Source organism: Klebsiella sp. PCX, from assembly GCF_021869705.1.
GTDB classification, from domain to species: domain Bacteria; phylum Pseudomonadota; class Gammaproteobacteria; order Enterobacterales; family Enterobacteriaceae; genus Klebsiella; species Klebsiella quasipneumoniae.
Genome location: NZ_CP091527.1, coordinates 4379250 through 4399950 on the forward strand (window position 1 = coordinate 4379250; position 20701 = coordinate 4399950).

At 57.9% G+C, this 20701-nt stretch carries 21 protein-coding genes; 7 read left to right on the forward strand and 14 right to left on the reverse strand.

Annotated features, from left to right (window positions below):
- Positions 1 to 4 precede the first annotated feature (4 nt).
- The 11 genes from GQR96_RS20865 to GQR96_RS20915 all read right to left on the reverse strand — a co-directional run bounded on the left by GQR96_RS20865 (position 5) and on the right by GQR96_RS20915 (position 8807).
- Positions 5 to 799, reverse strand: coding sequence for an SDR family oxidoreductase (locus GQR96_RS20865; protein ID WP_017899777.1), 795 nt, complete (start codon positions 797 to 799; stop codon positions 5 to 7).
- Positions 783 to 1553, reverse strand: coding sequence for an alpha/beta fold hydrolase (locus GQR96_RS20870; protein WP_064795032.1), 771 nt, complete (start codon positions 1551 to 1553; stop codon positions 783 to 785). Before GQR96_RS20870 ends, GQR96_RS20865 begins: the two co-directional genes overlap by 17 nt.
- 9 nt (positions 1554 to 1562) lie before the next feature.
- Entirely contained in the window at positions 1563 to 2093 is a 531-nt protein-coding gene (locus GQR96_RS20875) for a cupin domain-containing protein (protein ID WP_025999198.1), read from the reverse strand.
- Between the two features lie 10 nt (positions 2094 to 2103).
- Positions 2104 to 3360 carry an MFS transporter gene (locus GQR96_RS20880; RefSeq protein WP_004205154.1) on the reverse strand — a complete coding sequence of 419 codons (1257 nt, stop codon included), beginning with the start codon at positions 3358 to 3360 and terminating at the stop codon, positions 2104 to 2106.
- A gap of 26 nt (positions 3361 to 3386) precedes the next feature.
- Positions 3387 to 4583, reverse strand: coding sequence for an NAD(P)/FAD-dependent oxidoreductase (locus tag GQR96_RS20885; protein WP_069734283.1), 1197 nt, complete (start codon positions 4581 to 4583; stop codon positions 3387 to 3389).
- Positions 4580 to 5506, reverse strand: a complete 927-nt coding sequence (locus tag GQR96_RS20890) for a VOC family protein (protein WP_009308624.1) — start codon at positions 5504 to 5506, stop codon at positions 4580 to 4582. The genes GQR96_RS20885 and GQR96_RS20890 overlap by 4 nt, the downstream gene beginning before the upstream one ends.
- An 88-nt stretch (positions 5507 to 5594) precedes the next feature.
- Positions 5595 to 6383: an IclR family transcriptional regulator gene (locus GQR96_RS20895; protein ID WP_004205158.1), complete on the reverse strand. Its 789-nt coding sequence runs from the start codon at positions 6381 to 6383 to the stop codon at positions 5595 to 5597.
- A 13-nt stretch (positions 6384 to 6396) separates the two neighbouring features.
- Positions 6397 to 7146, reverse strand: a complete 750-nt coding sequence (locus tag GQR96_RS20900) for an SDR family oxidoreductase (protein ID WP_057212961.1) — start codon at positions 7144 to 7146, stop codon at positions 6397 to 6399.
- Positions 7146 to 8168 (reverse strand): aromatic ring-hydroxylating oxygenase subunit alpha, encoded by a 1023-nt coding sequence (locus tag GQR96_RS20905; RefSeq protein WP_004205160.1) that lies wholly within the window; start codon positions 8166 to 8168, stop codon positions 7146 to 7148. The genes GQR96_RS20900 and GQR96_RS20905 overlap by 1 nt, the downstream gene beginning before the upstream one ends.
- Before the next feature lie 10 nt (positions 8169 to 8178).
- Entirely contained in the window at positions 8179 to 8487 is a 309-nt protein-coding gene (locus GQR96_RS20910) for a recombinase-like helix-turn-helix domain-containing protein (protein WP_017899772.1), read from the reverse strand.
- On the reverse strand, positions 8484 to 8807 hold the full coding sequence (locus tag GQR96_RS20915) for a Rieske (2Fe-2S) protein (RefSeq protein WP_004151769.1): 324 nt from the start codon (positions 8805 to 8807) through the stop codon (positions 8484 to 8486). The genes GQR96_RS20910 and GQR96_RS20915 overlap by 4 nt, the downstream gene beginning before the upstream one ends.
- 427 nt (positions 8808 to 9234) lie before the next feature.
- Between GQR96_RS20915 and GQR96_RS20920 the strand changes: the two genes are divergently transcribed.
- A complete protein-coding gene (locus tag GQR96_RS20920) occupies positions 9235 to 10455 on the forward strand; it encodes an MFS transporter (protein WP_032456613.1) in 1221 nt (406 codons plus the stop codon).
- Between the two features lie 127 nt (positions 10456 to 10582).
- Here the strand turns inward: GQR96_RS20920 and speB are convergent, their stop codons facing one another.
- From speB to yqgB, 3 genes are all read right to left on the reverse strand, one after another.
- Positions 10583 to 11503 (reverse strand): agmatinase, encoded by a 921-nt coding sequence (speB, locus tag GQR96_RS20925; RefSeq protein ID WP_004205166.1) that lies wholly within the window; start codon positions 11501 to 11503, stop codon positions 10583 to 10585.
- Between the two features lie 233 nt (positions 11504 to 11736).
- Positions 11737 to 13713, reverse strand: a complete 1977-nt coding sequence (speA, locus tag GQR96_RS20930) for a biosynthetic arginine decarboxylase (RefSeq protein ID WP_004205167.1) — start codon at positions 13711 to 13713, stop codon at positions 11737 to 11739.
- 8 nt (positions 13714 to 13721) lie between these two features.
- Positions 13722 to 13853, reverse strand: coding sequence for an acid stress response protein YqgB (gene yqgB / locus GQR96_RS20935; RefSeq protein WP_002916578.1), 132 nt, complete (start codon positions 13851 to 13853; stop codon positions 13722 to 13724).
- Positions 13854 to 14554: 701 nt separating this feature from the next.
- Here yqgB and metK point away from each other — a divergent pair.
- The 6 genes from metK (at position 14555) to gshB (ending at position 20658) form a co-directional block, all read left to right on the forward strand.
- The gene (gene metK, locus GQR96_RS20940) at positions 14555 to 15709 is read left to right on the forward strand and encodes a methionine adenosyltransferase (protein ID WP_004205170.1); all 1155 of its coding nucleotides are present in this window, start codon (positions 14555 to 14557) and stop codon (positions 15707 to 15709) included.
- Positions 15710 to 16089: 380 nt separating this feature from the next.
- Entirely contained in the window at positions 16090 to 17484 is a 1395-nt protein-coding gene (locus GQR96_RS20945) for a sugar porter family MFS transporter (RefSeq protein WP_004205171.1), read from the forward strand.
- A 77-nt stretch (positions 17485 to 17561) separates the two neighbouring features.
- Positions 17562 to 18062, forward strand: coding sequence for a SprT family zinc-dependent metalloprotease (locus tag GQR96_RS20950; RefSeq protein ID WP_004205173.1), 501 nt, complete (start codon positions 17562 to 17564; stop codon positions 18060 to 18062).
- 94 nt (positions 18063 to 18156) lie between these two features.
- Positions 18157 to 18864, forward strand: a complete 708-nt coding sequence (gene endA / locus GQR96_RS20955) for a deoxyribonuclease I (RefSeq protein ID WP_004205174.1) — start codon at positions 18157 to 18159, stop codon at positions 18862 to 18864.
- A 91-nt stretch (positions 18865 to 18955) separates the two neighbouring features.
- Positions 18956 to 19687, forward strand: coding sequence for a 16S rRNA (uracil(1498)-N(3))-methyltransferase (gene rsmE / locus GQR96_RS20960; protein WP_017899770.1), 732 nt, complete (start codon positions 18956 to 18958; stop codon positions 19685 to 19687).
- 20 nt (positions 19688 to 19707) lie between these two features.
- Entirely contained in the window at positions 19708 to 20658 is a 951-nt protein-coding gene (gene gshB, locus GQR96_RS20965) for a glutathione synthase (protein WP_004205176.1), read from the forward strand.
- The last annotated feature ends 43 nt before the right edge of the window (positions 20659 to 20701 follow it).

Genomic DNA, 20701 nt, shown 5'->3' on the forward strand with positions numbered 1-20701 from the left:
TTCCTTACAGATGGCGACAGAAACCGCCGGAAACGTCCAGCGCCGCGCCGGTGGTAAAGGAGGCCAGCGGCGAAGCGAGGAATAGCAGCGCTTGCGCTGGCTCCTGCGGCTTACCGAGACGCGCCATCGGGATCCCCCGCTTACGGGCGATATCGGCGGTCCACTGCTGCCAACTCTGGCTCTTATCGCTTCGGCTCTCAAAACGGCGCTGCCACTGCCCGGACTCCACCATCCCCAGCAGAATGGAATTCACTCGAATGCCTTTATCCACCAGCTCTTTCGAAAGAGTCAGCGTCATATTGAGCAGCGCGGCGCGGGCGGCAGAGGTGGCGATCATGTGCTCTTCCGGCTGTAACGCCAGCAGCGAGTTCACACAGGTAATCGAGGCGATATCCGACGCCTCAAGCAGCGACTGAAAGGCCTTTACCGGGTTAATCACGCCGAACAGTTTCAGTTCGGCTTCGTGCAGCCAGGCCTCGCGTGGCGTATCGGCGAAGTGGGCGACATAGCCCTGGCCGGCGTTATTAATCAGCATATCGACGCCGCCGAAACGCGCGGCGACCGCGGCGGCGAACGCCTCAACTTCCGCTTCGTTCAGTACGTCACAGCGCCAGGAGAACACCTCGCCTTCTGGATATTCGTTTTGCAGTGCTGCATAGGCGCTGGCCAGACGATCCGGGTTGCGGCCGCAAAAGGCGACCTTCGCCCCTTCGCCTAGCAACAGGCGCAGCGTTTCAAAGCCGATTCCTGACGAACCGCCGGTGACGACCGCGACGCGTCCTTCAATTTGTGCATTCATCGCGCACCTCTTCCCCTATGCGTAAAAGCTGTTGATTAAAAAAGATTTCATTATCGAGATAGCTGGCATGCCCAGCCTGCGGGATAGCGATGTAAGGAGCGCCGTAACGCAGCGCCACTCCCTGCACTAACTCCGGTTGGGTAATGGCATCCTGCTCGCCACACCACACGGAGAGACGACCGCGATAGTCGGCGAGCCAACGGTGAATGTCGTCATGAGCCAGCATCCAGGCCGCGGCGAGATAACCGTCGCGGCGTAGCCTGCGCATCCCCGCCGCCACCGTCGCCACATCAGCTTCGCGCGCGCCAGGGCGCAGAAGTTTTGCCGCTCGCCCCTGGGCCATCGCCTCGCCGCCTTGCGCTATCTGCTGCTGACGCCCTAGCCAGACGTTTTCCCGCTGTGCGACCTCCGCCTGACCGTAGCCCTGCGCGACGTCGGCCAGCACCAGATAAAGCACCCGCTGCGGATATTTCACGGCGAAGGCAGCCGCCACCAACGCGCCCAGCGAATGGCCGACCAGTACGGTTTGTTCTACCCCGGCACGGTCCAGCATCAACGCCAGCGCGTCAGCGTAATCGCCAGCATCCGCCGGCGCCGCCGCAAGCATCGGGCTTTCGCCATAACCGGGCATATCCCAGGCCAGGACGCGGTAGCCGGGCAGCGCCATCTGTTTATGCCAGGAGGCTGCGCCGGAACTGATGCCGTGCAGCAGCGTCAGCGGTACCCCGCATCCTTGTTCACGAAAACCCGTCATCATCGCTCCTTAGTTACGCTTCACTTTTGACAGCGGATGATCTTCCGGATAAGTCGGAACATGCGGTTTCGGCGTGCCCAGCATCACGCACATCAGCGCCTCCTCTTCGCCGTGGTTAAACAAACCGCGATAGATTCCGGGCGGCACCGAGATCAGATCGCGTTCGCGCAGTACCGTTTCGGTATAGTTGTCGCCATCCTGAATCATCAGGGTGATCTGCCCTTTGAGCATGAAGAACACCTCTTCTACGTCATCATGCAGATGCAGCGGGCCTTCACATTTGGACGGCAACACCATGGTGGAAAAGGTGAAGTGCTCCGCCGGAACGGTGTTGGTATCGCTGGCGACGCCGGTGGCGCCGGTGCCGATGTAGCGCATCTGCGCGCGGCGATATTTGGGGTCGAAATCGGCCTGGAATTTCAGCGCATTCCAGTCGTATTTACGGCCTTCGAAGCGCGCGATACGCGACTCCACCCACTCTTCCATCGTCAAATGGTCAGGTTTCAAACTCTGTTTTGCAGTTACGGTTGAATCAGTCATCGTTTTATCCTCAGTAACGTCTCAGCAGCGGCAGTAACAGGGCGCAGCCCACCGCCGCCATCACTGCCAGAAAAATCAGCCCGGAATCCATGCTATGGGTGAAGGCGATAAGCGCGCCCATCACCGCCGGCGATAGCGCCCCGGCAAAGTTTCCCAGCCCGTTGAAAATCCCCCCCGCCGTGGCGCTGACCCGTGGATGGGTCGCTTTAGCCAGTAGGGCGAAAATGTTCGGCGCGCCGGTGCCCCACATAAAGGTGCTAAAGCTCATCGCCGCGATTACCGGCAGCGGCGTGGTGAAATGCATCACTGCCGCCAGGCCAATACCCGCGCCTGCCAGGGAAATAAAGCAGGCGGCGGCGCGCCTATCGACGCGGTCGGACAGCCAGGCGCCGATAATTTCGCCTAGCAACATGGCGATAAACGGCATCGACGACAGCCAGCCGGCGTGTTCCAGATGAATGCCTTTGCCTTTAATCAGGTAGCCCGGCAGCCAGCCGTTGATCCCCCACAGATAGGCGAGAAAGGCGATGTTGAAGATGCAGATCATCCAAAAATGCGGACTCACAAAGAGCTCGCGACGCGCGCTGCGGCGCGCTTCCTGCGAGGTTTTATCGCTGCTCGCTCTCGCCTCCAGTTGCACGCCGCGCAGCCCGATGCGCACAAAAATCAGCACCGGTACCGTCAGCATCGCCATCACGAAAAATGTGCTCTGCCAGCCGAAAGTATTAAGTAGCCAAATTGACAGCGGGAATCCCAACGCTGCGCCAACCGGCGTGCCGAGCAGCCACAGCATGGTGGCGCGGGCCTGTAGCCGCTGCGGGAAGGTGTGGCGCACCACGGCAAACGCCAGCGGGAACAGCGGCCCTTCGGCGATGCCCAACAGGACGCGTAGCATCACCATCAGCGCGTAGTTGTGGGTGAAACCCATGATCACCATCAGGATGCACCACACCACCATCATTCCAGTCAGCAGACGCAGCGGCGCAATCCGGTCGCCAAGGCCGCTTAATAACACTGACGAGAAGCCGTAACTCAGCAAAAAGGCGCTCATCAGAATGCCCAGCCGGGTGGTGTCGAAATCGATGCCCATCGCCTGCTGGAAGTGACTATCGGAAAACAGCGCGGCGATACTGATTTTGTCGAAAAAAGCCAGCAGCACGCAGGCCAGCAGGGACAGCGGAATGGCCCAACGAACTGCTTTTTCAGGCGTGCGGACGCCCTCGCCGCTCGCCTCTGCAGGCGCGGCGTTGGTCTCTAATGTGGTCATTTCTCCCCCTTAAGGGTTCGCGTTACTTATCGCAATGACATCAGCGAGAAAGTCGGGTCAGCGAGCGGGACGTTAGAGAGATCCCTTCCCGCCGCCATCCAGCGCTTCGCCAGCTTCACGATACGTGCATTATTGAAGGCCACCAGCTGAGTTAAGCGTCCATCGGCATTCAGGGAGAAGTAGATCGCGCCCTGCGGCTCGTCACGCACAATGGTGCGGCTGCCCGCCTGCGGGATCCCGAGGATCTGGATATTGCGATCGTATTGATCCGACCACAGCCAGGGCGCCTCGTCGTAGCCGCTGGCCTGCGGATCGAGCATCGCTTTCGCCGTTGCGATGGCCTGATTTTGCGCAAAGGCCCACGACTGAATGCACAGGCCGTACTGATGGTGCTGAGCGACATCGCCAGCGGCGAAAATCGCCGGATCGTTACTGCGCCCCTGGGCATTAACGGCAATCCCGCGATCGACAGTGAGCCCGGCATCGCGCGCCAGTTCGAGATTCAGATCGACGCCGATCCCCACCACTACCGCATCGAAGGTTTCCCGCTGGCCGTCGCAGTGCAGCGTCGGCAGGCCGTTATCATCTTCCAGCTCCAGCGCGCCGCAGCCGCCGCGAATCTCAACGCCCTGCTGGCGATGTAGTTGCGCCAGCGCCTGCGAGACCTCCATACTGACCGAGCGCATGCACAGCGCCGGCTGCTGCTCGTAAAGGGTTACGGCCACGTCGCTTTTGCGCGCCGAGGCGGCGATTTCGAGGCCAATCCAGCCGCCGCCGACGATCGCCAGCCGCGTTGCCGATGCCAGCCGCTGCTTCAGACGCTGCGCGTCCTGCCAGTGACGCAGAGTATAGACCTGCGGATGCTGCGCCCAGCCCTCGGACGGCAGCCGCGCCCGGCCGCCGGTGGCGATCAACAGTTGGTCATATGCCAGCGTTTCACCGTTGCTCAGCGCCAGGGTTTTATTTTGCCGATCGATCGAATCCGCACGCAGCGGGCGATACCAGCGTAGGTTCAGCGCCTGCTGCGCCTCGGCGCTAAATAACCGCGGCAGCGCCGGTTCGGCCTCCAGCAACGCCGCCTTCGACAACGGCGGGCGCTCGTAAAAATCCCATTGCTCTTCGGCAACCACGCAAATCTCGCCGCTAAACCCTTCATCACGCAGCGTTTTCGCCGCCCAGCCGCCAGCCTGGCCGCCGCCGATAATGACAATCCGCGCCGTCATACCGCCTCCGGTTTTTTCTGCTGGCGACGGGTATCGTGATCGATACCGCCTTCCACCGCCCATTCGGTAAAGGACACGAGTGAATGCTCCAGCTCGCGCGGCTGCCAGTTTTCCGTCAGATAGTCATCGTTGGTGTAGTATTCAAAAGCGCCGCCGGTCGGGCTGTTGACATACCAGAAGTAGGCTGAGGAGACCGGATGGCGACCTGGACCGATAAAAGTGCTCCAGGCGTTTTTATTCATCGCAATGCCGCCGCCGATCACTTCATGTATATCCCGCACGGTAAACGCGACGTGGTTAAGCCCCCGTTTTCGGTTCGGCAATTGCAATAAGAAGAGGTTATGGTGGCCACCGCGCACGCCGCAGCGCAGGAACACCGCGCGATTGATGTAACGGTCTGACACCTGGAAGCCGAGTACTTCGCGATAGAAACTTTCCACCGCCGCCAGTTCTTCCACGAAGAACACCACGTGGCCGACATTAATGGGCTGCGCGCGGTCGTACACCGGGCTCGGGGTGTCGATGCGACGCACATCGCCCCACTGGTTGATCGGTTCAACGTTCAGTTCAACCGCCGTTTGCTGGCTAACCTGCACCCGCAGCGTCATACCGTTAGGGTCGCGACACTCCAGCGCGCCGTCGATTTCACGGAAAGCGGGCTGGCGTTCCAGCTTCGGGCGCAGCGCATCCAGCGCCGCCCGATCCGCCACGCCCCAGGTCATGCGACGCAGGGTGTTGCCCGCCTCAAAGGCTGGCGGTAAGTCAGCGGCATCGGTCGGGTTAAGTTCGACCCGCGCGCCGCTGAGGGTGGTAAACGCGCGGCCGCTGGCGTCGCCGGTCAGGCCAAAATCGCGCATGAATTTAGCACTGTGGTTCAGGTCGTCTACGCCAAATTCCAGCTTTTCAATTCCGGTAATACTCATTATTCGTCGCCTCTTTACCGTTCAGTCGCCCGAATTTGGGCGTAAAACATGCCCGACGCAATCAAGCGCCTGCTGTTAATTTGTTGATTTAACTTGCCTGTGACAAATATCCGAGGAAGCCGGAAATTTTGTCCGCCGCCATACTGACGTCGTTCTGCAACCGCTCGCGATCGCTTTGCGGGATCTCGTCCGACGGCACCAGAATGCTGACGACCGCCGCCACCCGGCCGCTGCGGTCAAAGACCGGATAGACAATCGATGAGATGCCGTGGCGGTAGAACGATTCGCCAATCACGTAGCCGCGAGCTTTATCCTGCTGCACCATCTGCCACAGCGCTTCGCGGTCATGCAACTGGCCCGGCGTATTGCCCGGCAGCCGTTCATCCGGGAACAATTGTTCAAACTCGCTGCGGGAAACATCGGTCAGCAGCATGCGGCCAAGCGAGGTGCAGTGCACCGGTAGCCGCGTTCCGACGCTGACCTGGTTGATGCGCGAACCGGCAGCGCTGACGCGGGCGATGTAGATAATGTCGCGGCCGTCGCGGATCGCCAGATGGCTGCTGCACTGGCTGATATCGCGCAGTTGCTCGATGACCGGCTGACCCACCTGAGCGACATCCAGTGAGGCGATATATTCAAAGCCCAGACGCAGTACGTTCATACCCAGCGAAAAGGTATTGGTGCGGGCGTTACGCTCGAGAAAGCCCATATATTCCAGCGTCTGCACCACGCGATAGGCGGTCGCTTTCGGCATATCCACCAGCCGATGCAGCTCGGCAAAGGTCAGATCGCGATGCTGTTCGCCAAACGCCAGCAGCAGTTGTAAACCGCGCTCCAGACCCGGTACCAGGTACTTCACTTCCTGATCGTTCGCCATACCGCCTCACTTGTTAGTTAAAGACAAAACCGCCGTTGACCGGGATCAGCTGGCCAGTGATAAAGCGCGAAAGATCGCTCAGCAGCCAGACCACGCTGCCGGTGACATCTTCCGGCTGCTGCGCGCCGCTGAGCGCGCGGCCGTTCTCATACAGCTGATGACGCTCGGCGGGAACGTATTCCGTGGCCTCAACGCGGGTCAGTCCCGGCGCGATGGCGTTGATACGGATCCGCTTTTCACCCAACTCGCGGGCCATGGAACGGGTCATCGCAATCACCGCGCCCTTACTGGCGACATAGGCCATCAGCCGCGGCGCGCCCCACAGCGCGGTATCCGAAGCGACGTTGACGATCGCCGACCCTTCGCGCAGCAGCGGTACCGCCTCGCGGGTCACCAGCCAGGTGCCTTTGACATTGACCGTCATCACCCGATCCCACAGGTCCGGATCGTAATCGATCATATTTTTACCGCCAACGCCGGTGGCCATCGCCGCGTTATTGACTAAGCCATCGACAGGCCCCTGCGCGCCGATGGCGCTGAAGACCTGCTCGATCGACGCTTGACTGGCAAGATCGATGGCGTGGGATTCGATCTGATAGCCCTTCTGCTGCAGGCGATGAGCGCTTTCCGCCAGCTCCCCCTGCAGGATGTCGCACATCACCACCGTCGCGCCCTGCGCGGCGCAGGCTTCGGCAAAGTGGTAGCCCAGGCCGCGCGCCGCGCCGGTGACGACAATACGTTTACCGTTTAGCAGGCCGTTCATCAGGCGGCACCCTGCTGCGCTTCGCGGAGCGCTAACTGCTCTTTCGCCGCTTTCTGCATCATGCGGCGCAGGCGGGACAAACCGACGTCATGTTGATAAAGGTATTCATGATCGCGGGCGTTCGGCGCCAGGCTCTCCAGCACCACGCGATCCTGCTCCAGTACTTCCCAGTGCAGTTTTTCCAGACGGTTGCGGTACATAAAGCGCCACAGATCGCGCTGCCAACCTTGAACGCCGCGGATGCGCCAGAAGAAGACGCGGCAGTTGTCGTTATCTTCCGGAACCACCATGCCGACGATCCAGAAGTGGCCGCCCGGCCCGAAACGCTTTTTGTACGGAATAGACAGGCGCATCCAGTAGGCGCCGCTGTTGCCCAGTTCAACCCAGTCAAAGTTGACGCCGCTCTGCCCTTTTTTCTCGAAGATAAAGCCGGTTTTCGTCGGCTGCAGCACCATATCGGCTTTGCGATCGCCTTCCGCCATCGAGTGCGATGACGAGTGCAGATAGGTACCGTGCATCGGGTCCATCACGTTTTCCAGCGCGTACTGGTAGTTGCATTTCCACGCCGCGGTGCACAGGAAGTGACTGTATTTTTTGTGGTCGGCCAGCTCCTCCGGGAAGCTCAGTTCATCAGGCTGCTGGTCGGCGGTGACGCCGAACCACAGGAAGATTGCCCCGTGCGCTTCCTGCACGTTGTAGCTGCGCACGCACTGCTGGCCGACCAGCGGGCAGCGGTCAACCGCCGGGACGTCTTTGACTTCGCCGTTGCCGGCGACTTCCACGCCGTGATACCAGCAGGCGATACGATCGCCTAAGTTCCAGCCCATCGACAGGCGCGCGCCGCGATGCGGGCAGCGGTCTTCCAGGGCCTGCACCTGGCCATCTTTATTCCGCCAGACTACGATCTGCTCGCCGAGACGGGTAATGCCTACCGGCGCAGACTGCACTTCCCAGCTCGCCAGCACCGGATACCACAAACCGCGCAACCCTTTATCAAGATAGTTTTGTACCGTTGTCGTCATCGCTGTATCCTCAGTAACCGTTGACCTGTAAGAATGCCTGGAAACTGCTTTCGCTCCATGGTTCGCCCTGCTGGTCATGCATCCTGACGCCATTGAGGCCGTTCACCAGCTCACCGAGGCTTTCCGCGCCCTGCTCGAACAGCGTTTCCAGAGTGGCGATAAGCTGCAGTTCCCAGTTTTCCGGCACCCGGCTGCGGGTTTGCCAGATCAGATTGGGATAGTCGCCGGGCTTATGGATATTGCCGTTTCCACCTTCCGCCGGTGGCGTAAACTGGCGGCTTTCCGGTAGCGCCGGGTTGAAATCCAGGGATTCGCTCATGCCACGTTCTCCTCAATAAAGGTAATCTGGATCTGATTGTCATATACCCGCACCGGGTAACGATTAAGGTTGCGACCGCCGGGGCCATGCAGGCACTGGCCGGTTTTCACGTCGAATACCGCCTCATGCAGCGGGCATTCCACTTTGCCATCTTCGACAAAGCCCTGGCTCAGGAGCGCATAGGCATGAGGGCAAACGTCTTCCAGCGCGTAATATTCGCCATCAATCAGATAAATGCCGATCTCCTTACCGTCGATATTGCCGCTATATGGAAAATCTTCTTGTACTTGCTCCGCGTCACATACGCCTATCCAGCTCATCGCAATCCTCCAGGCCGTTGTTTCATATATGAAACTGTGTTTCTTATTTAATACAACCAATATAAAAGCGGCGAATGTTTCGTCAAGCGTTAATGTGACGAACTTGTTAATGAATGGCTTTTAAATTAGCTAAGTGTGCAATTGATCACGAAAAACTGCATTCAGATGAAATGATGATATTTAAAGCGGTGATCCATTATAAATAAAAATTCCGATTTAAATTTCACATACGACTATTGACTTCTTTTCAAATCGATCATTAAAAATGGGCAGCAGCGGAAAACATGGTGTTTCACCCATGAAACAACTATTTATTTAATCATTTAAAAACAATGAGTTTCACAGGTGAACCATTTTACTCACGTAACTATTTCTGGCGTTAAAAAATAATACCTGGCAATCATTAAATTAAGCGTGGAGACAACGAATGGCGGCAAGATGGCAAGGGGTAATAGCATTACTTTTGTTAATAATTATTTCCTACGTCGATCGGGTAAATATCTCGGTGATGATCCTTAACCCGGAATTCGCTGCCCATTTCCAGTTAAATGAAAACAGAATGTTACAAGGCATGCTAATGACATGCTTTCTTCTGGGTTATGGGTTTTCGGCATTATTATTAACACCAGTTATAGAAAGTAGATGGCATTATCGTCAGGGGCTGTTAATCAGCATTGTTATATGGGCGCTGGTGTGCGCCATTTCCCCATTACTCGGTTCACTGGTGGGAATGTTGATCGCGCGCATCGTGCTTGGCGTGGCGGAGGGACCGCTGTTTTCACTGAAAACACGCTTTATCAACGACAACTTTGCCGCCGATGAAATCGGCAAACCGAATGCGGTAACCGCCCTTGGCGTATCGTTGGGGCTAGCGGTAGGCTTCCCACTGGTCACCTGGCTGATGGCGCACGTTGGCTGGATCGGCTCCTTCTATGCGCTGGCGCTGATGAATCTCCTGCTCGGCGGCGGGTTAATCTGGCGGTTTCTCCCCGCGCCACAAGTAACCTCACAGCGCGCGAAGTCTGGCTTTAGCCAAACTTTTGCCCTCGCCTGGCGTACGCCGCTGCTTGGCTGGATCCTGCTGATAGAAATTGCCACCCTCAGTTATCTGTGGGGGAGTAGCGCCTGGCTGCCAGCCTGGCTGCGCGATGAGCATCATTTCTCGCTACAGGCCACCGGCCTGCTGGCGGCTGTCCCCTTTCTGTTAAGCCTGGGCTCAAAGTTCCTTGGCGGCGTGCTCCTCGACAAAATGCGCCCGGAGCAGGCGCCGCTGTTGTTTATTATTGGCGGTCTACTCACCGCCGGTTCCGTGCTGGCGCTAATCCTCAGCGAACAGCCGGCGATGCTGGCGCTGTTTATGCTGGCGGCGAACGTGTTCTGGGGATTACAGGGGGCAGCGATCCCCGCGGTGGTTCAGCATCACGCCCCGCGCGAAGCGGTAGGCAGCGCCTATGGCATCATTAACGGCATTGGCAACATCTGCGCGGCGTTTATTCCGCTGCTGATGGGAGTGGTAATGAAATCAGTGGGATCGGTCAGTTCAGGTTTTTCCGTACTGGTGGCATCGCAGCTGATTACGCTGTGCGCCGGCGGCGCACTGCTGCTGCGTATGCGTCGCGCAGCAGCAGTAAACGCGTCTATACCCTAAATAAGTTGCAGGACAAAACGGCTAGCCGTTTTGAACAGCGCTTGCGCTGGCCCTGTAAGGACGAGGCCCAGGGATGGGCCGAGTTATTGCCCACGCCTATGCAACTTGAAATATGACGGGAACAGATTTATTCGCCCTTCTTCGCCGCCTGGATGTACAGCATCTCCAGCGCCAGAGTCGCCGCCGCCAGGGCGGTGATTTCGGACTGATCGTAGGCCGGGGCGACTTCCACCACGTCCATCCCGACGATGTTCAGATCCTTCAGGCCGCGCACCAGCTTGATCGCGCGGTCGGAAGTCAGCCCGCCGATCACCGGGGTACCGGTTCCTGGCGCAAACGCCGGATCCAGGCAGTCGATATCAAAGGTCAGGTACACCGGCATATCGCCAACGATCTGCTTCACCTGGGCAATCACGTCATCGACACTGCGGTCGTTAACCTGGCCCGCATCAAGCACGGTGAAACCGTTATCTTTATCGAATTCGGTGCGAATACCGATCTGTACGGAGTGGTTGGGATCGATAAGCCCTTCGTTCGGCGCGGTGTAGAACATGGTGCCGTGGTCGAACTCGCAGCCGTTGGCGTAGGTATCGGTGTGGGCATCGAAGTGCACCAGCGCCATTTTACCGAAGTGCTTGGCGTGGGCGCGCAGCAGCGGCAGCGTAACAAAGTGGTCGCCGCCAAAGGAGAGCATGCGCTTGCCGGCCGCCAGCAGCTTCTCGGCGTGGGCCTGCAGCTTCTCGCTCATTTCGCGCGCGTCGCCGAAGGCGTACACCAGATCCCCGCAGTCAACCACGTTCAGGCGTTCACGCATGTCGAAGTTCCACGGAAAACGATTGTGCTCCCAGGCGAGATTGGTGGACACCTGACGGATCGCCGCCGGGCCATGACGGCCGCCCGCGCGCCCGGAGGTCGCCATATCGAACGGTACGCCGGTGATGACCCAGTCAGCATCGCTGTCGTAAGGCATGAAATTCATTGGTAAACGCAGGAAGCCAAAGGCATTGGATACCAGGGAGTTATCGTATTGATGACCTAAAGTGCTCATGGATATGACCTCTTTTCACAGTCGTGGAACGTAAAAAATAAGTATAAAAAAACCCCTCCGCGTCGTTAGGCCCGACGAGGAAGGGTTTGATAGATAAATCGCTTATTGGCGTGAATTATCGCCGGTAATGCATACGGGTTCAAGTGAGTATCGCCGTCTGCCGGATGACGGCTTCGCCTTATGCGGCCGACATACGCAGGCCCGGTCAGCGCAGCGCCACCGGGCATCAGCGGCTACTCGTCTTCCAGATAAGTGTACCCGTACAGACCCGCCTCGAACTCTTCGAGGAATTGCTGCTGCAGCGCGTCGTCCAGGCCGGTGTTTTTCACCTGATCGCGGAACTGGGTCAGCAGCGTGTTTGGATCCAGCTGCACGTACTGCAGCATATCCGCCACGGTATCGCCCTCGTCGGACAGCTCAACCTCAACGCTGCCGTCAGGGAAGACAAACACGTCCACCGCCTCGGTATCGCCGAACAGGTTGTGCATGTTGCCAAGGATTTCCTGATAGGCACCGACCATAAAGAAGCCCAGCATCGGCGGGTTCTCCGGGTCATATTCCGGCATCGGCATGGTGGTGGCGATCCCGTCGCCGTCCACGTAGTGATCGATGGCGCCGTCAGAGTCGCAAGTGATGTCCAGCAGCACCGCGCGGCGTTCCGGCGACTTGTTCAGTCCTTCCAGCGGCATCACCGGGAACAGCTGATCGATCCCCCACGCATCCGGCATCGACTGGAACAGCGAGAAGTTGACGTAGATTTTATCCGCCATGCGCTCCTGCAGCTCATCGATAATCGGACGATGAGCGCGGTTGCTCGGGTCGAGTTGCTTCTGCACTTCATGACACATGTTCAGATACAGCTGTTCTGCCCAGGCGCGCTCCTGCAGGTTGAAAGTGCCGGAGGAGTAGCCGATATGGATATCGTGCAGGTCCATCTGGCTGTCGTGCAGCCATTCGCGCAGCGAGCGGCGATTGCCGGTTTCGTGCATCTCCAGCCAGGTTTCCCACATGCTCTGCAGCGGACGCGCGGCGTCTTCCGCCGGCGGGGTCGCCTCGGTGTATTCGTTGCGCTCCACGCCGATGATATTGGAAACCAGCACGGTGTGGTGCGCGGTCACCGCGCGGCCGGACTCGGTGATGACCGTCGGGTGCGGCAGGCCATTCTCTTCGCAGGCGTCGCCGATGGCCCAGATAATATTGTTAGCGTATTCGTTCAGGCCGTAGTTCACCGAGCAGTCGGACTGCGAGCGGGTTCCTTCGTAATCCACACCCAGGCCACCGCCGACGTCGAAGCACTGGATATTAACGCCCAGCTTATGCAACTCGACGTAGAAACGCGCCGATTCACGCACGCCGGTGGCGATATCGCGAATGTTGGCCATCTGCGAGCCGAGGTGGAAGTGCAGCAGTTGCAGGCTGTCGAGGTGCCCTGCGGCACGCAGGATCTCCACCAGCTGCAGAACCTGGGTCGCCGCGAGACCGAACTTAGACTTCTCACCGCCGGAGGACTGCCATTTACCGGACCCCTGCGAGGCCAGACGCGCACGCACGCCAAGGCGCGGCACCACGTTCAGGCGCTCGGCTTCTTCCAGCACGATGGCAATTTCCGACATCTTCTCGATGACCAGATAGACCTTGTGGCCCATCTTCTCGCCCACCAGCGCCAGACGGATGTATTCGCGGTCTTTATAACCGTTACAGACGATGACGCTGCGGGTCATCCCGGCGTGCGCCAGCACGGCCATCAGTTCCGCTTTCGAACCGGCTTCCAGACCCAGCGGCTCGCCGGAATGGATCAGCGATTCGATGACGCGACGATGCTGGTTCACCTTGATCGGGTAGACCAGGAAGTAATCGCCGTTATAGCCGTAGGATTCGCGCGCGCGCTTGAACGCGGCGTTGATTGAACGCAGACGGTGCTGCAGGATCTGCGGGAAGCAGAACAGCGCCGGCAAGCGCTGCCCTTGCGCTTCGCGCGCTTTGACTAATTCAGCGAGATCAACGCGCGCTTCCGGGACGTCCGGATCCGGGCAAACGCTGATGTGGCCCAGTTCGTTGACGTCATAATAGTTATTGCCCCACCAGGCAATATTATAAGTACGCAGCATCTTGCTGGCTTCCTGGGAGCTCATCGCTACCTCCTGCATGGAACGTAGTACACCGTGTTCGCCTGCTGACGAAGGCGAAACCATAGACATGTCGTCAGACATAGCGAACCTCAATTTTTAATAATAAGTGTAAGACAGTTAACTACTATCGCAGTCCAAAGATGCGATAACAACCCATGAACAGTCCTAAAGCCCAGCACTATCTGCTGGTTTTGCGACTGCGCGACCGGTTTCTTATTCATATCATCGTAAAACACGTAGCCGAACAGAGTATGACAGTCCGGAGAAACCACGAGAAAACTCTTGCCTGGCAAGAGCGCCCTTGTTCAGTTTTCTGACGGCCGACCGGCCCTGGAATCCTGAGAAGCGCCGAGATGGGGTGAACATCGGCTGGTTTGCATGAGAGAGATGCAGGTTGCGGAGTGCTGACGCGCGACAGAACGACGCGACGAAACAAGCGAAAAACGTTGGTTCATTATCTGGTATCACCTCCACACCGCCCTGCGACAGGGTCGGCGACAAGCCAAAGCTATACATACCGGGCAACAAGCGCTATGCCGTTGCGAGATTCTGTAAATACAGACTGCTTAACCCGGCTGGAAGTGGCACCACAGGGCCATGCCCCGTGCGCTTTTTTAATGAGCCGCGCGCGGCGTTTTATACCGAGAAGCGGGGTAAAAAGCAAAATAAAAATGTGCCCGTTTGCGCGGTTGTCAGGAAATTTTGCCAGGCGAGTTTTTCGATAAATGCGACCGCCATCAAAAAAGGCTGGAAATAGGCTCAAGATTTGACCTAAAATGGCCGTCCAGAAGTTAATCCGTCTATACTGATTAACACTCAGACTGCTCGTGTCGCTACCTGCGCGGCTTTGCGCTGATTATCCACCAAAGCCACATTACACAACAGTATGAGCTATCCGAATCGTCCACAGGTGAAATAAAATATGGCAAAACACCTTTTTACGTCTGAGTCCGTATCAGAAGGGCATCCTGACAAAATTGCTGACCAAATCTCCGATGCCGTGCTGGATGCGATCCTCGAGCAGGATCCGAAAGCGCGTGTCGCATGTGAAACCTATGTCAAAACTGGCATGGTGCTGGTAGGCGGCGAAATCACCACCAGCGCATGGGTTGACATCGAAGAGATCACCCGCAACACCGTCCGCGAAATTGGCTACGTGCATTCCGATATGGGCTTTGACGCCAACTCGTGTGCCGTACTGAGCGCCATTGGTAAACAGTCTCCAGACATCAACCAGGGCGTTGACCGTGCCGATCCGCTGGAACAGGGCGCAGGCGACCAGGGGCTGATGTTTGGCTACGCCACCAACGAAACCGACGTGCTGATGCCGGCGCCGGTGACCTACGCTCACCGTCTGGTGCAGCGCCAGGCTGAAGTACGTAAAAACGGCACCCTGCCGTGGCTGCGTCCGGATGCGAAAAGCCAGGTGACCTTCCAGTATGACGACGGCAAAATCGTCGGCATCGACGCGGTGGTGCTGTCCACGCAGCACGCCGAAGATATCGACCAGAAATCGCTGCAGGAAGCGGTGATGGAAGAGATCATCAAACCGATTCTGCCGACCGAATGGCTGAGCGCGTCCACCAAATTCTTCATCAACCCGACCGGCCGTTTCGTTATCGGCGGCCCGATGGGCGATTGCGGTCTGACCGGTCGTAAGATCATCGTCGATACCTACGGCGGCATGGCTCGTCACGGCGGCGGCGCGTTCTCCGGTAAGGATCCGTCTAAAGTTGACCGTTCTGCAGCCTATGCGGCGCGCTATGTAGCGAAAAACATCGTTGCCGCAGGCCTGGCTGACCGTTGCGAAATTCAGGTTTCCTACGCCATCGGCGTTGCAGAGCCGACGTCCATCATGGTGGAAACCTTTGGTACTGAAAAAGTGCCTTCTGAACAGCTGACCCTGCTGGTGCGCGAGTTCTTCGACCTGCGTCCGTACGGCCTGATTCAGATGCTGGATCTGCTGCACCCGATCTACAAAGAAACCGCTGCCTACGGTCACTTTGGTCGCGAACATTTCCCTTGGGAAAAAACCGACAAAGCGGCCCTGCTGCGCGAAGCGGCCGGTCTGAAATAATCTCTCCGCTTCCTCTCTTTAAGGCCAGCCTCGCGCTGGCCTTTTTATTCCCTGACCTTCCCTGCCGTACCTTGCTTCAACGTAGCGCAACATCTCAATGAAAGCGATTACATTATGGTAATGGTCGATTGCTGCCTGCGTGCGTCATCTCATCGGCGTATTTTTCACAATGTTACATATTGTTTCGGTTAACTCTGATTACCGTTTTTCAAATTGTCGACTATCCTTGTTTATATTGCTGATTTAAAAAGCATTTAATGCATTACGTTTCTTTACCTTTGTGGAAACGATTACACAGCCGTGATTATAATCACGTTTTTTTACCGACGAGTGTCCTACGCTAACCATCGACAGAATCAATAACTCAACTGGAGGGCGTTATGCCTGACAACAAAAAACAAGGGCGTTCAAACAAGACCATGACGTTCTTCGTCTGTTTCCTCGCCGCGCTGGCTGGCCTGCTGTTTGGCCTTGATATCGGTGTTATTGCGGGTGCCTTACCCTTTATTGCCAATGAGTTCCAGATTTCCGCCCACACTCAGGAGTGGGTGGTCAGCTCCATGATGTTCGGCGCCGCCGTCGGTGCGGTCGGCAGCGGCTGGCTCTCCTTCAAACTGGGCCGTAAAAAGAGCCTGATGATCGGCGCCATCCTCTTTGTCGCCGGCTCTCTGTTCTCCGCCGCCGCGCCAAACGTCGAGATCCTGCTGGTTTCCCGCGTGCTGCTGGGCCTGGCGGTAGGCGTCGCCTCATACACCGCGCCGCTGTATCTATCGGAAATCGCTCCGGAGAAGATTCGCGGCAGTATGATTTCCATGTACCAGCTGATGATCACCATCGGGATCCTTGGCGCTTACCTCTCCGACACCGCCTTTAGCTACAGCGGCGCATGGCGCTGGATGCTCGGCGTGATCATTATTCCGGCGGTATTGCTGCTGATCGGCGTTATCTTCCTGCCGGACAGCCCGCGCTGGTTCGCCGCCAAACGCCGCTTTGTCGATGCCGAGCGCGTGCTGCTGCGCCTGCGCGATACCAGCGCCGAAGCGAAACGCGAGCTCGACGAAATCCGCGAAAGCCTGAAGGTAAAACAGTCCGGCTGGTCGCTGTTTAAAGACAACAGCAACTTCCGCCGCGCGGTGTTCCTCGGCATTCTGCTGCAGGTAATGCAGCAGTTCACCGGGATGAACGTCATCATGTACTACGCGCCGAAGATCTTTGAGCTGGCAGGCTACGCCAACACCACCGAGCAGATGTGGGGGACGGTCATTGTCGGTCTGACTAACGTGCTGGCCACCTTTATCGCCATCGGTCTGGTCGACCGCTGGGGCCGTAAACCGACGCTGATCCTTGGCTTTATCGTCATGGCAGCGGGAATGGGCGTCCTGGGCAGCATGATGCACATCGGTATTCACTCCTCAACCGCCCAGTACATCGCCGTCCTGATGCTGCTGATGTTTATCGTCGGTTTCGCCATGAGCGCCGGCCCGCTGATTTGGGTACTGTGTTCCGAAATCCAGCCGCTGAAAGGCCGCGACTTCGGTATCACCTGCTCAACGGCGACCAACTGGATTGCCAACATGATTGTCGGCGCTACCTTCCTGACCATGCTCAATTCGCTGGGCAGCGCCAACACCTTCTGGGTCTACGGCGGTCTGAACGTGCTGTTTATTCTGCTGACGCTGTGGCTGATCCCGGAAACCAAAAACGTCTCGCTGGAACATATCGAACGCAACCTGATGCAGGGTCGTCCGCTGCGCGAGATCGGCGCCCGCGATTAATCCGTCTGAGCTTCCTCCCCTTCCGGGAGGAAGCTTCCGCTTGCTCTCCCCCCTCCGCCGCACTATCCTCTGGCGCTATGAAAACACCCCGTATTCCCATCGCTATTCAGCAGGCCGTGATGCGCAGCCTGCGGGAGCATCTCGCCAAAGCGAACCTCAAGCTGGAACGCCGCTACGCGGAGCCGACGTTGGTCTACCAGCAGCGCGGTACCTCCGCCGGCACCGCCTGGCTGGAGAAAAACGAAATTCGTTTAAATCCGGTGCTGCTGCTGGAAAATCAGCAGGCGTTTATCGATGAAGTGGTGCCCCATGAGCTGGCGCACCTGCTGGTGTGGCAACACTTTGGCCGGGTAGCCCCGCACGGTAAAGAGTGGAAATGGATGATGGAGGGCGTGCTGGGCGTTCCCGCACGTCGCACCCATCGCTTTGAACTCGATTCAGTCCGCCAGAATACCTTCCCCTACCGCTGCCGCTGCCAGCAGCATCAGCTCACCGTCCGTCGCCATAACCGGGTGGTGCGCGGCGAAGCCACTTACCGCTGCGTGCGCTGCGGCGATCTGCTGGTGGCTGAAGAATAACCATTGGAATTAATTAGAAACTTTCTGATCTGACTGATTGCATCCGGCACCCTCATTCGCTACGTTGCGGGCTCGTTTTGACACGGAGTGAACGATGTCCCGTATGCATGTTTTAGCCGTTGCAGTATTGAGCACGGCAGTGAGTGGCCCGCTTGCGGCCGCAGAAATTACCAGTTTTTCCCAGGCCAAGGCCGCTGGCGTCAAAGTAAACGCCGACGTTCCCGGCGACTTTTACTGCGGCTGTAAAATTGCCTGGCAGGGTAAAAAAGGCGTTATCGATCTGGAATCTTGTGGCTATAAAGTGCGTAAAAATGAGAACCGCGCCAGCCGGGTTGAATGGGAACACGTGGTGCCGGCGTGGCAGTTCGGCCATCAGCGCCAGTGCTGGCAGGAGGGTGGTCGTAAAAACTGCGCCAAAGATCCTGAGTACCGCAAGATGGAAAGCGACATGCACAACCTGCAGCCGGCGGTGGGAGAAGTGAATGGCGATCGCGGCAACTTTATGTACAGCCAGTGGAACGGCGGTGAAGGCCAGTACGGCCAGTGCACCATGAAGGTCGATTTTAAAGATAAAATCGCTGAGCCCCCTGCCCGCGCCCGCGGCGCCATCGCCCGCACCTACTTCTATATGCGCGACCGCTACCAGTTAAATCTTTCCCGCCAGCAAACTCAGCTGTTTACCGCCTGGAACAAACAGTATCCGGTCACCGCCTGGGAGTGTGAACGCGATGAGCGCATCGCGAAAGTGCAGGGCAACCATAATCCTTATGTCCAGCAGGCTTGCCAGGCGCAAAAGAGCTAACCTACACTAGCGGCAATTGTTAATTTGCAGCCCTGTGCTTCCCGCCTAATGGCGGGAAGCTGGCATCTGCGCAAAGAACGGAATATCAAGCATGCGCATTCCTCGCATCCATCATCCAGAACCCCTCATTGTCGGCAGCCTGATCGCGCTGAGCGATGACGCGGCCAACCACGTCGGGCGCGTTCTGCGCATGACCGCCGGTCAGCACCTTCAGCTATTCGACGGCAGTAACCAGGTGTTTGACGCCGTCATTACCGAGGCCGGTAAGAAAAACGTCACGGTTGAAGTCCTCAGTGGCGAACCCGACGATCGGGAATCGCCGCTGCATATCCATTTAGGCCAGGTGATGTCCCGCGGCGAAAAAATGGAATTCACCATCCAGAAATCGATCGAACTCGGAGTAAGCCTCATAACGCCACTGTTTTCCGAGCGCTGCGGCGTTAAACTGGACGCCGAACGTTTGCAGAAAAAGATCCAGCAGTGGCAGAAAATCGCTATTGCCGCCTGCGAACAGAGCGGTCGTAACGTGGTACCGGAAATTCGTCCGGCGATGCAACTGGAGGAGTGGTGCGCCGAGCAGGACAGCGGGCTGAAGCTCAACCTGCACCCGCGCGCCAGCGCCAGCATTAACACGCTGCCGCTGCCGGTTGAACGCGTCCGTTTGCTGATTGGCCCGGAAGGCGGGCTGTCGGCTGAAGAGATCGCAATGACCGCGAAATACCAGTTTACTGATATCCTGTTGGGACCGCGCGTTCTGCGTACAGAGACTACTGCGCTCACCGCCATTACTGCCCTGCAGGTGCGTTTTGGCGACTTAGGTTGAGGCGTTAACGGAGAAGAACCATGATCAAGCTCGGCATCGTGATGGATCCCATCGCAACCATCAACATCAAGAAAGACACCAGCTTCGCTATGTTGCTGGAGGCGCAGCGTCGCGGCTATGAACTCCATTACATGGAGATGAACGACCTTTATTTGATCAACGGCGAAGCCCGCGCCCGGACGCGCACACTGAGCGTCGAACAGAACTACGACAAATGGTATGACTTTACCGGCGAGCAGGATCTGCCGCTGGCGGATCTTGACGTCATTCTGATGCGTAAGGATCCACCGTTCGATACCGAATTTATTTATGCGACCTATATTCTGGAACGAGCGGAAGAGAAAGGCACGCTTATCGTCAACAAGCCGCAGAGCCTGCGCGACTGTAACGAGAAGCTGTTCACCGCCTGGTTCTCCGAACTGACCCCGGAAACGCTGGTCACCCGTAATAAAGCCCAGCTGAAAGCCTTCTGGGAAAAACACGGCGATATCATCATGAAGCCGCTCGACGGCATGGGCGGCGCCTCTATTTTCCGCGTCAAAGCCGGCGATCCGAACCTCGGCGTGATCGCCGAGACGCTGACCGAGCTGGGCAGCCGCTACTGCATGGCGCAGAACTATCTGCCGGCCATTAAAGATGGCGACAAGCGCGTGCTGGTGGTGGATGGCGAGCCGGTACCTTACTGCCTGGCGCGCATTCCGCAGGGCGGCGAGACTCGTGGCAATCTGGCCGCCGGCGGCCGCGGCGAAGCCCGCCCGCTAACCGAAAGCGACTGGGATATCGCCCGCCGCGTCGGCCCGACGCTGAAGGCTAAAGGCCTGATTTTCGTTGGCCTGGATATCATTGGCGACCGTCTGACGGAAATTAACGTCACCAGCCCCACCTGCGTACGTGAGATCGAGGCCGCCTTCCCGGATATTTCGATCACCGGCATGCTGATGGACGCTATCGAAAGACGTCTCGCCCGATAAGCACTACGGCGTACGAACGTCCGCTCAGGGCACAGCGAGCGCG

Bases quoted from the DNA above. Each gene is read 5' to 3' on its own strand.
- GQR96_RS20865 (WP_017899777.1), bottom strand. From the start codon at position 799: ATGAATGCACAAATTGAAGGACGCGTCGCGGTCGTCACCGGCGGTTCG.
- GQR96_RS20870 (WP_064795032.1), bottom strand. From the start codon at position 1,553: ATGACGGGTTTTCGTGAACAAGGATGCGGGGTACCGCTGACGCTGCTG.
- GQR96_RS20875 (WP_025999198.1), bottom strand. From the start codon at position 2,093: ATGACTGATTCAACCGTAACTGCAAAACAGAGTTTGAAACCTGACCAT.
- GQR96_RS20880 (WP_004205154.1), bottom strand. From the start codon at position 3,360: ATGACCACATTAGAGACCAACGCCGCGCCTGCAGAGGCGAGCGGCGAG.
- GQR96_RS20885 (WP_069734283.1), bottom strand. From the start codon at position 4,583: ATGACGGCGCGGATTGTCATTATCGGCGGCGGCCAGGCTGGCGGCTGG.
- GQR96_RS20890 (WP_009308624.1), bottom strand. From the start codon at position 5,506: ATGAGTATTACCGGAATTGAAAAGCTGGAATTTGGCGTAGACGACCTG.
- GQR96_RS20895 (WP_004205158.1), bottom strand. From the start codon at position 6,383: ATGGCGAACGATCAGGAAGTGAAGTACCTGGTACCGGGTCTGGAGCGC.
- GQR96_RS20900 (WP_057212961.1), bottom strand. From the start codon at position 7,146: ATGAACGGCCTGCTAAACGGTAAACGTATTGTCGTCACCGGCGCGGCG.
- GQR96_RS20905 (WP_004205160.1), bottom strand. From the start codon at position 8,168: ATGACGACAACGGTACAAAACTATCTTGATAAAGGGTTGCGCGGTTTG.
- GQR96_RS20910 (WP_017899772.1), bottom strand. From the start codon at position 8,487: ATGAGCGAATCCCTGGATTTCAACCCGGCGCTACCGGAAAGCCGCCAG.
- GQR96_RS20915 (WP_004151769.1), bottom strand. From the start codon at position 8,807: ATGAGCTGGATAGGCGTATGTGACGCGGAGCAAGTACAAGAAGATTTT.
- GQR96_RS20920 (WP_032456613.1), top strand. From the start codon at position 9,235: ATGGCGGCAAGATGGCAAGGGGTAATAGCATTACTTTTGTTAATAATT.
- speB (WP_004205166.1), bottom strand. From the start codon at position 11,503: ATGAGCACTTTAGGTCATCAATACGATAACTCCCTGGTATCCAATGCC.
- speA (WP_004205167.1), bottom strand. From the start codon at position 13,713: ATGTCTGACGACATGTCTATGGTTTCGCCTTCGTCAGCAGGCGAACAC.
- yqgB (WP_002916578.1), bottom strand. From the start codon at position 13,853: ATGAATAAGAAACCGGTCGCGCAGTCGCAAAACCAGCAGATAGTGCTG.
- metK (WP_004205170.1), top strand. From the start codon at position 14,555: ATGGCAAAACACCTTTTTACGTCTGAGTCCGTATCAGAAGGGCATCCT.
- GQR96_RS20945 (WP_004205171.1), top strand. From the start codon at position 16,090: ATGCCTGACAACAAAAAACAAGGGCGTTCAAACAAGACCATGACGTTC.
- GQR96_RS20950 (WP_004205173.1), top strand. From the start codon at position 17,562: ATGAAAACACCCCGTATTCCCATCGCTATTCAGCAGGCCGTGATGCGC.
- endA (WP_004205174.1), top strand. From the start codon at position 18,157: ATGTCCCGTATGCATGTTTTAGCCGTTGCAGTATTGAGCACGGCAGTG.
- rsmE (WP_017899770.1), top strand. From the start codon at position 18,956: ATGCGCATTCCTCGCATCCATCATCCAGAACCCCTCATTGTCGGCAGC.
- gshB (WP_004205176.1), top strand. From the start codon at position 19,708: ATGATCAAGCTCGGCATCGTGATGGATCCCATCGCAACCATCAACATC.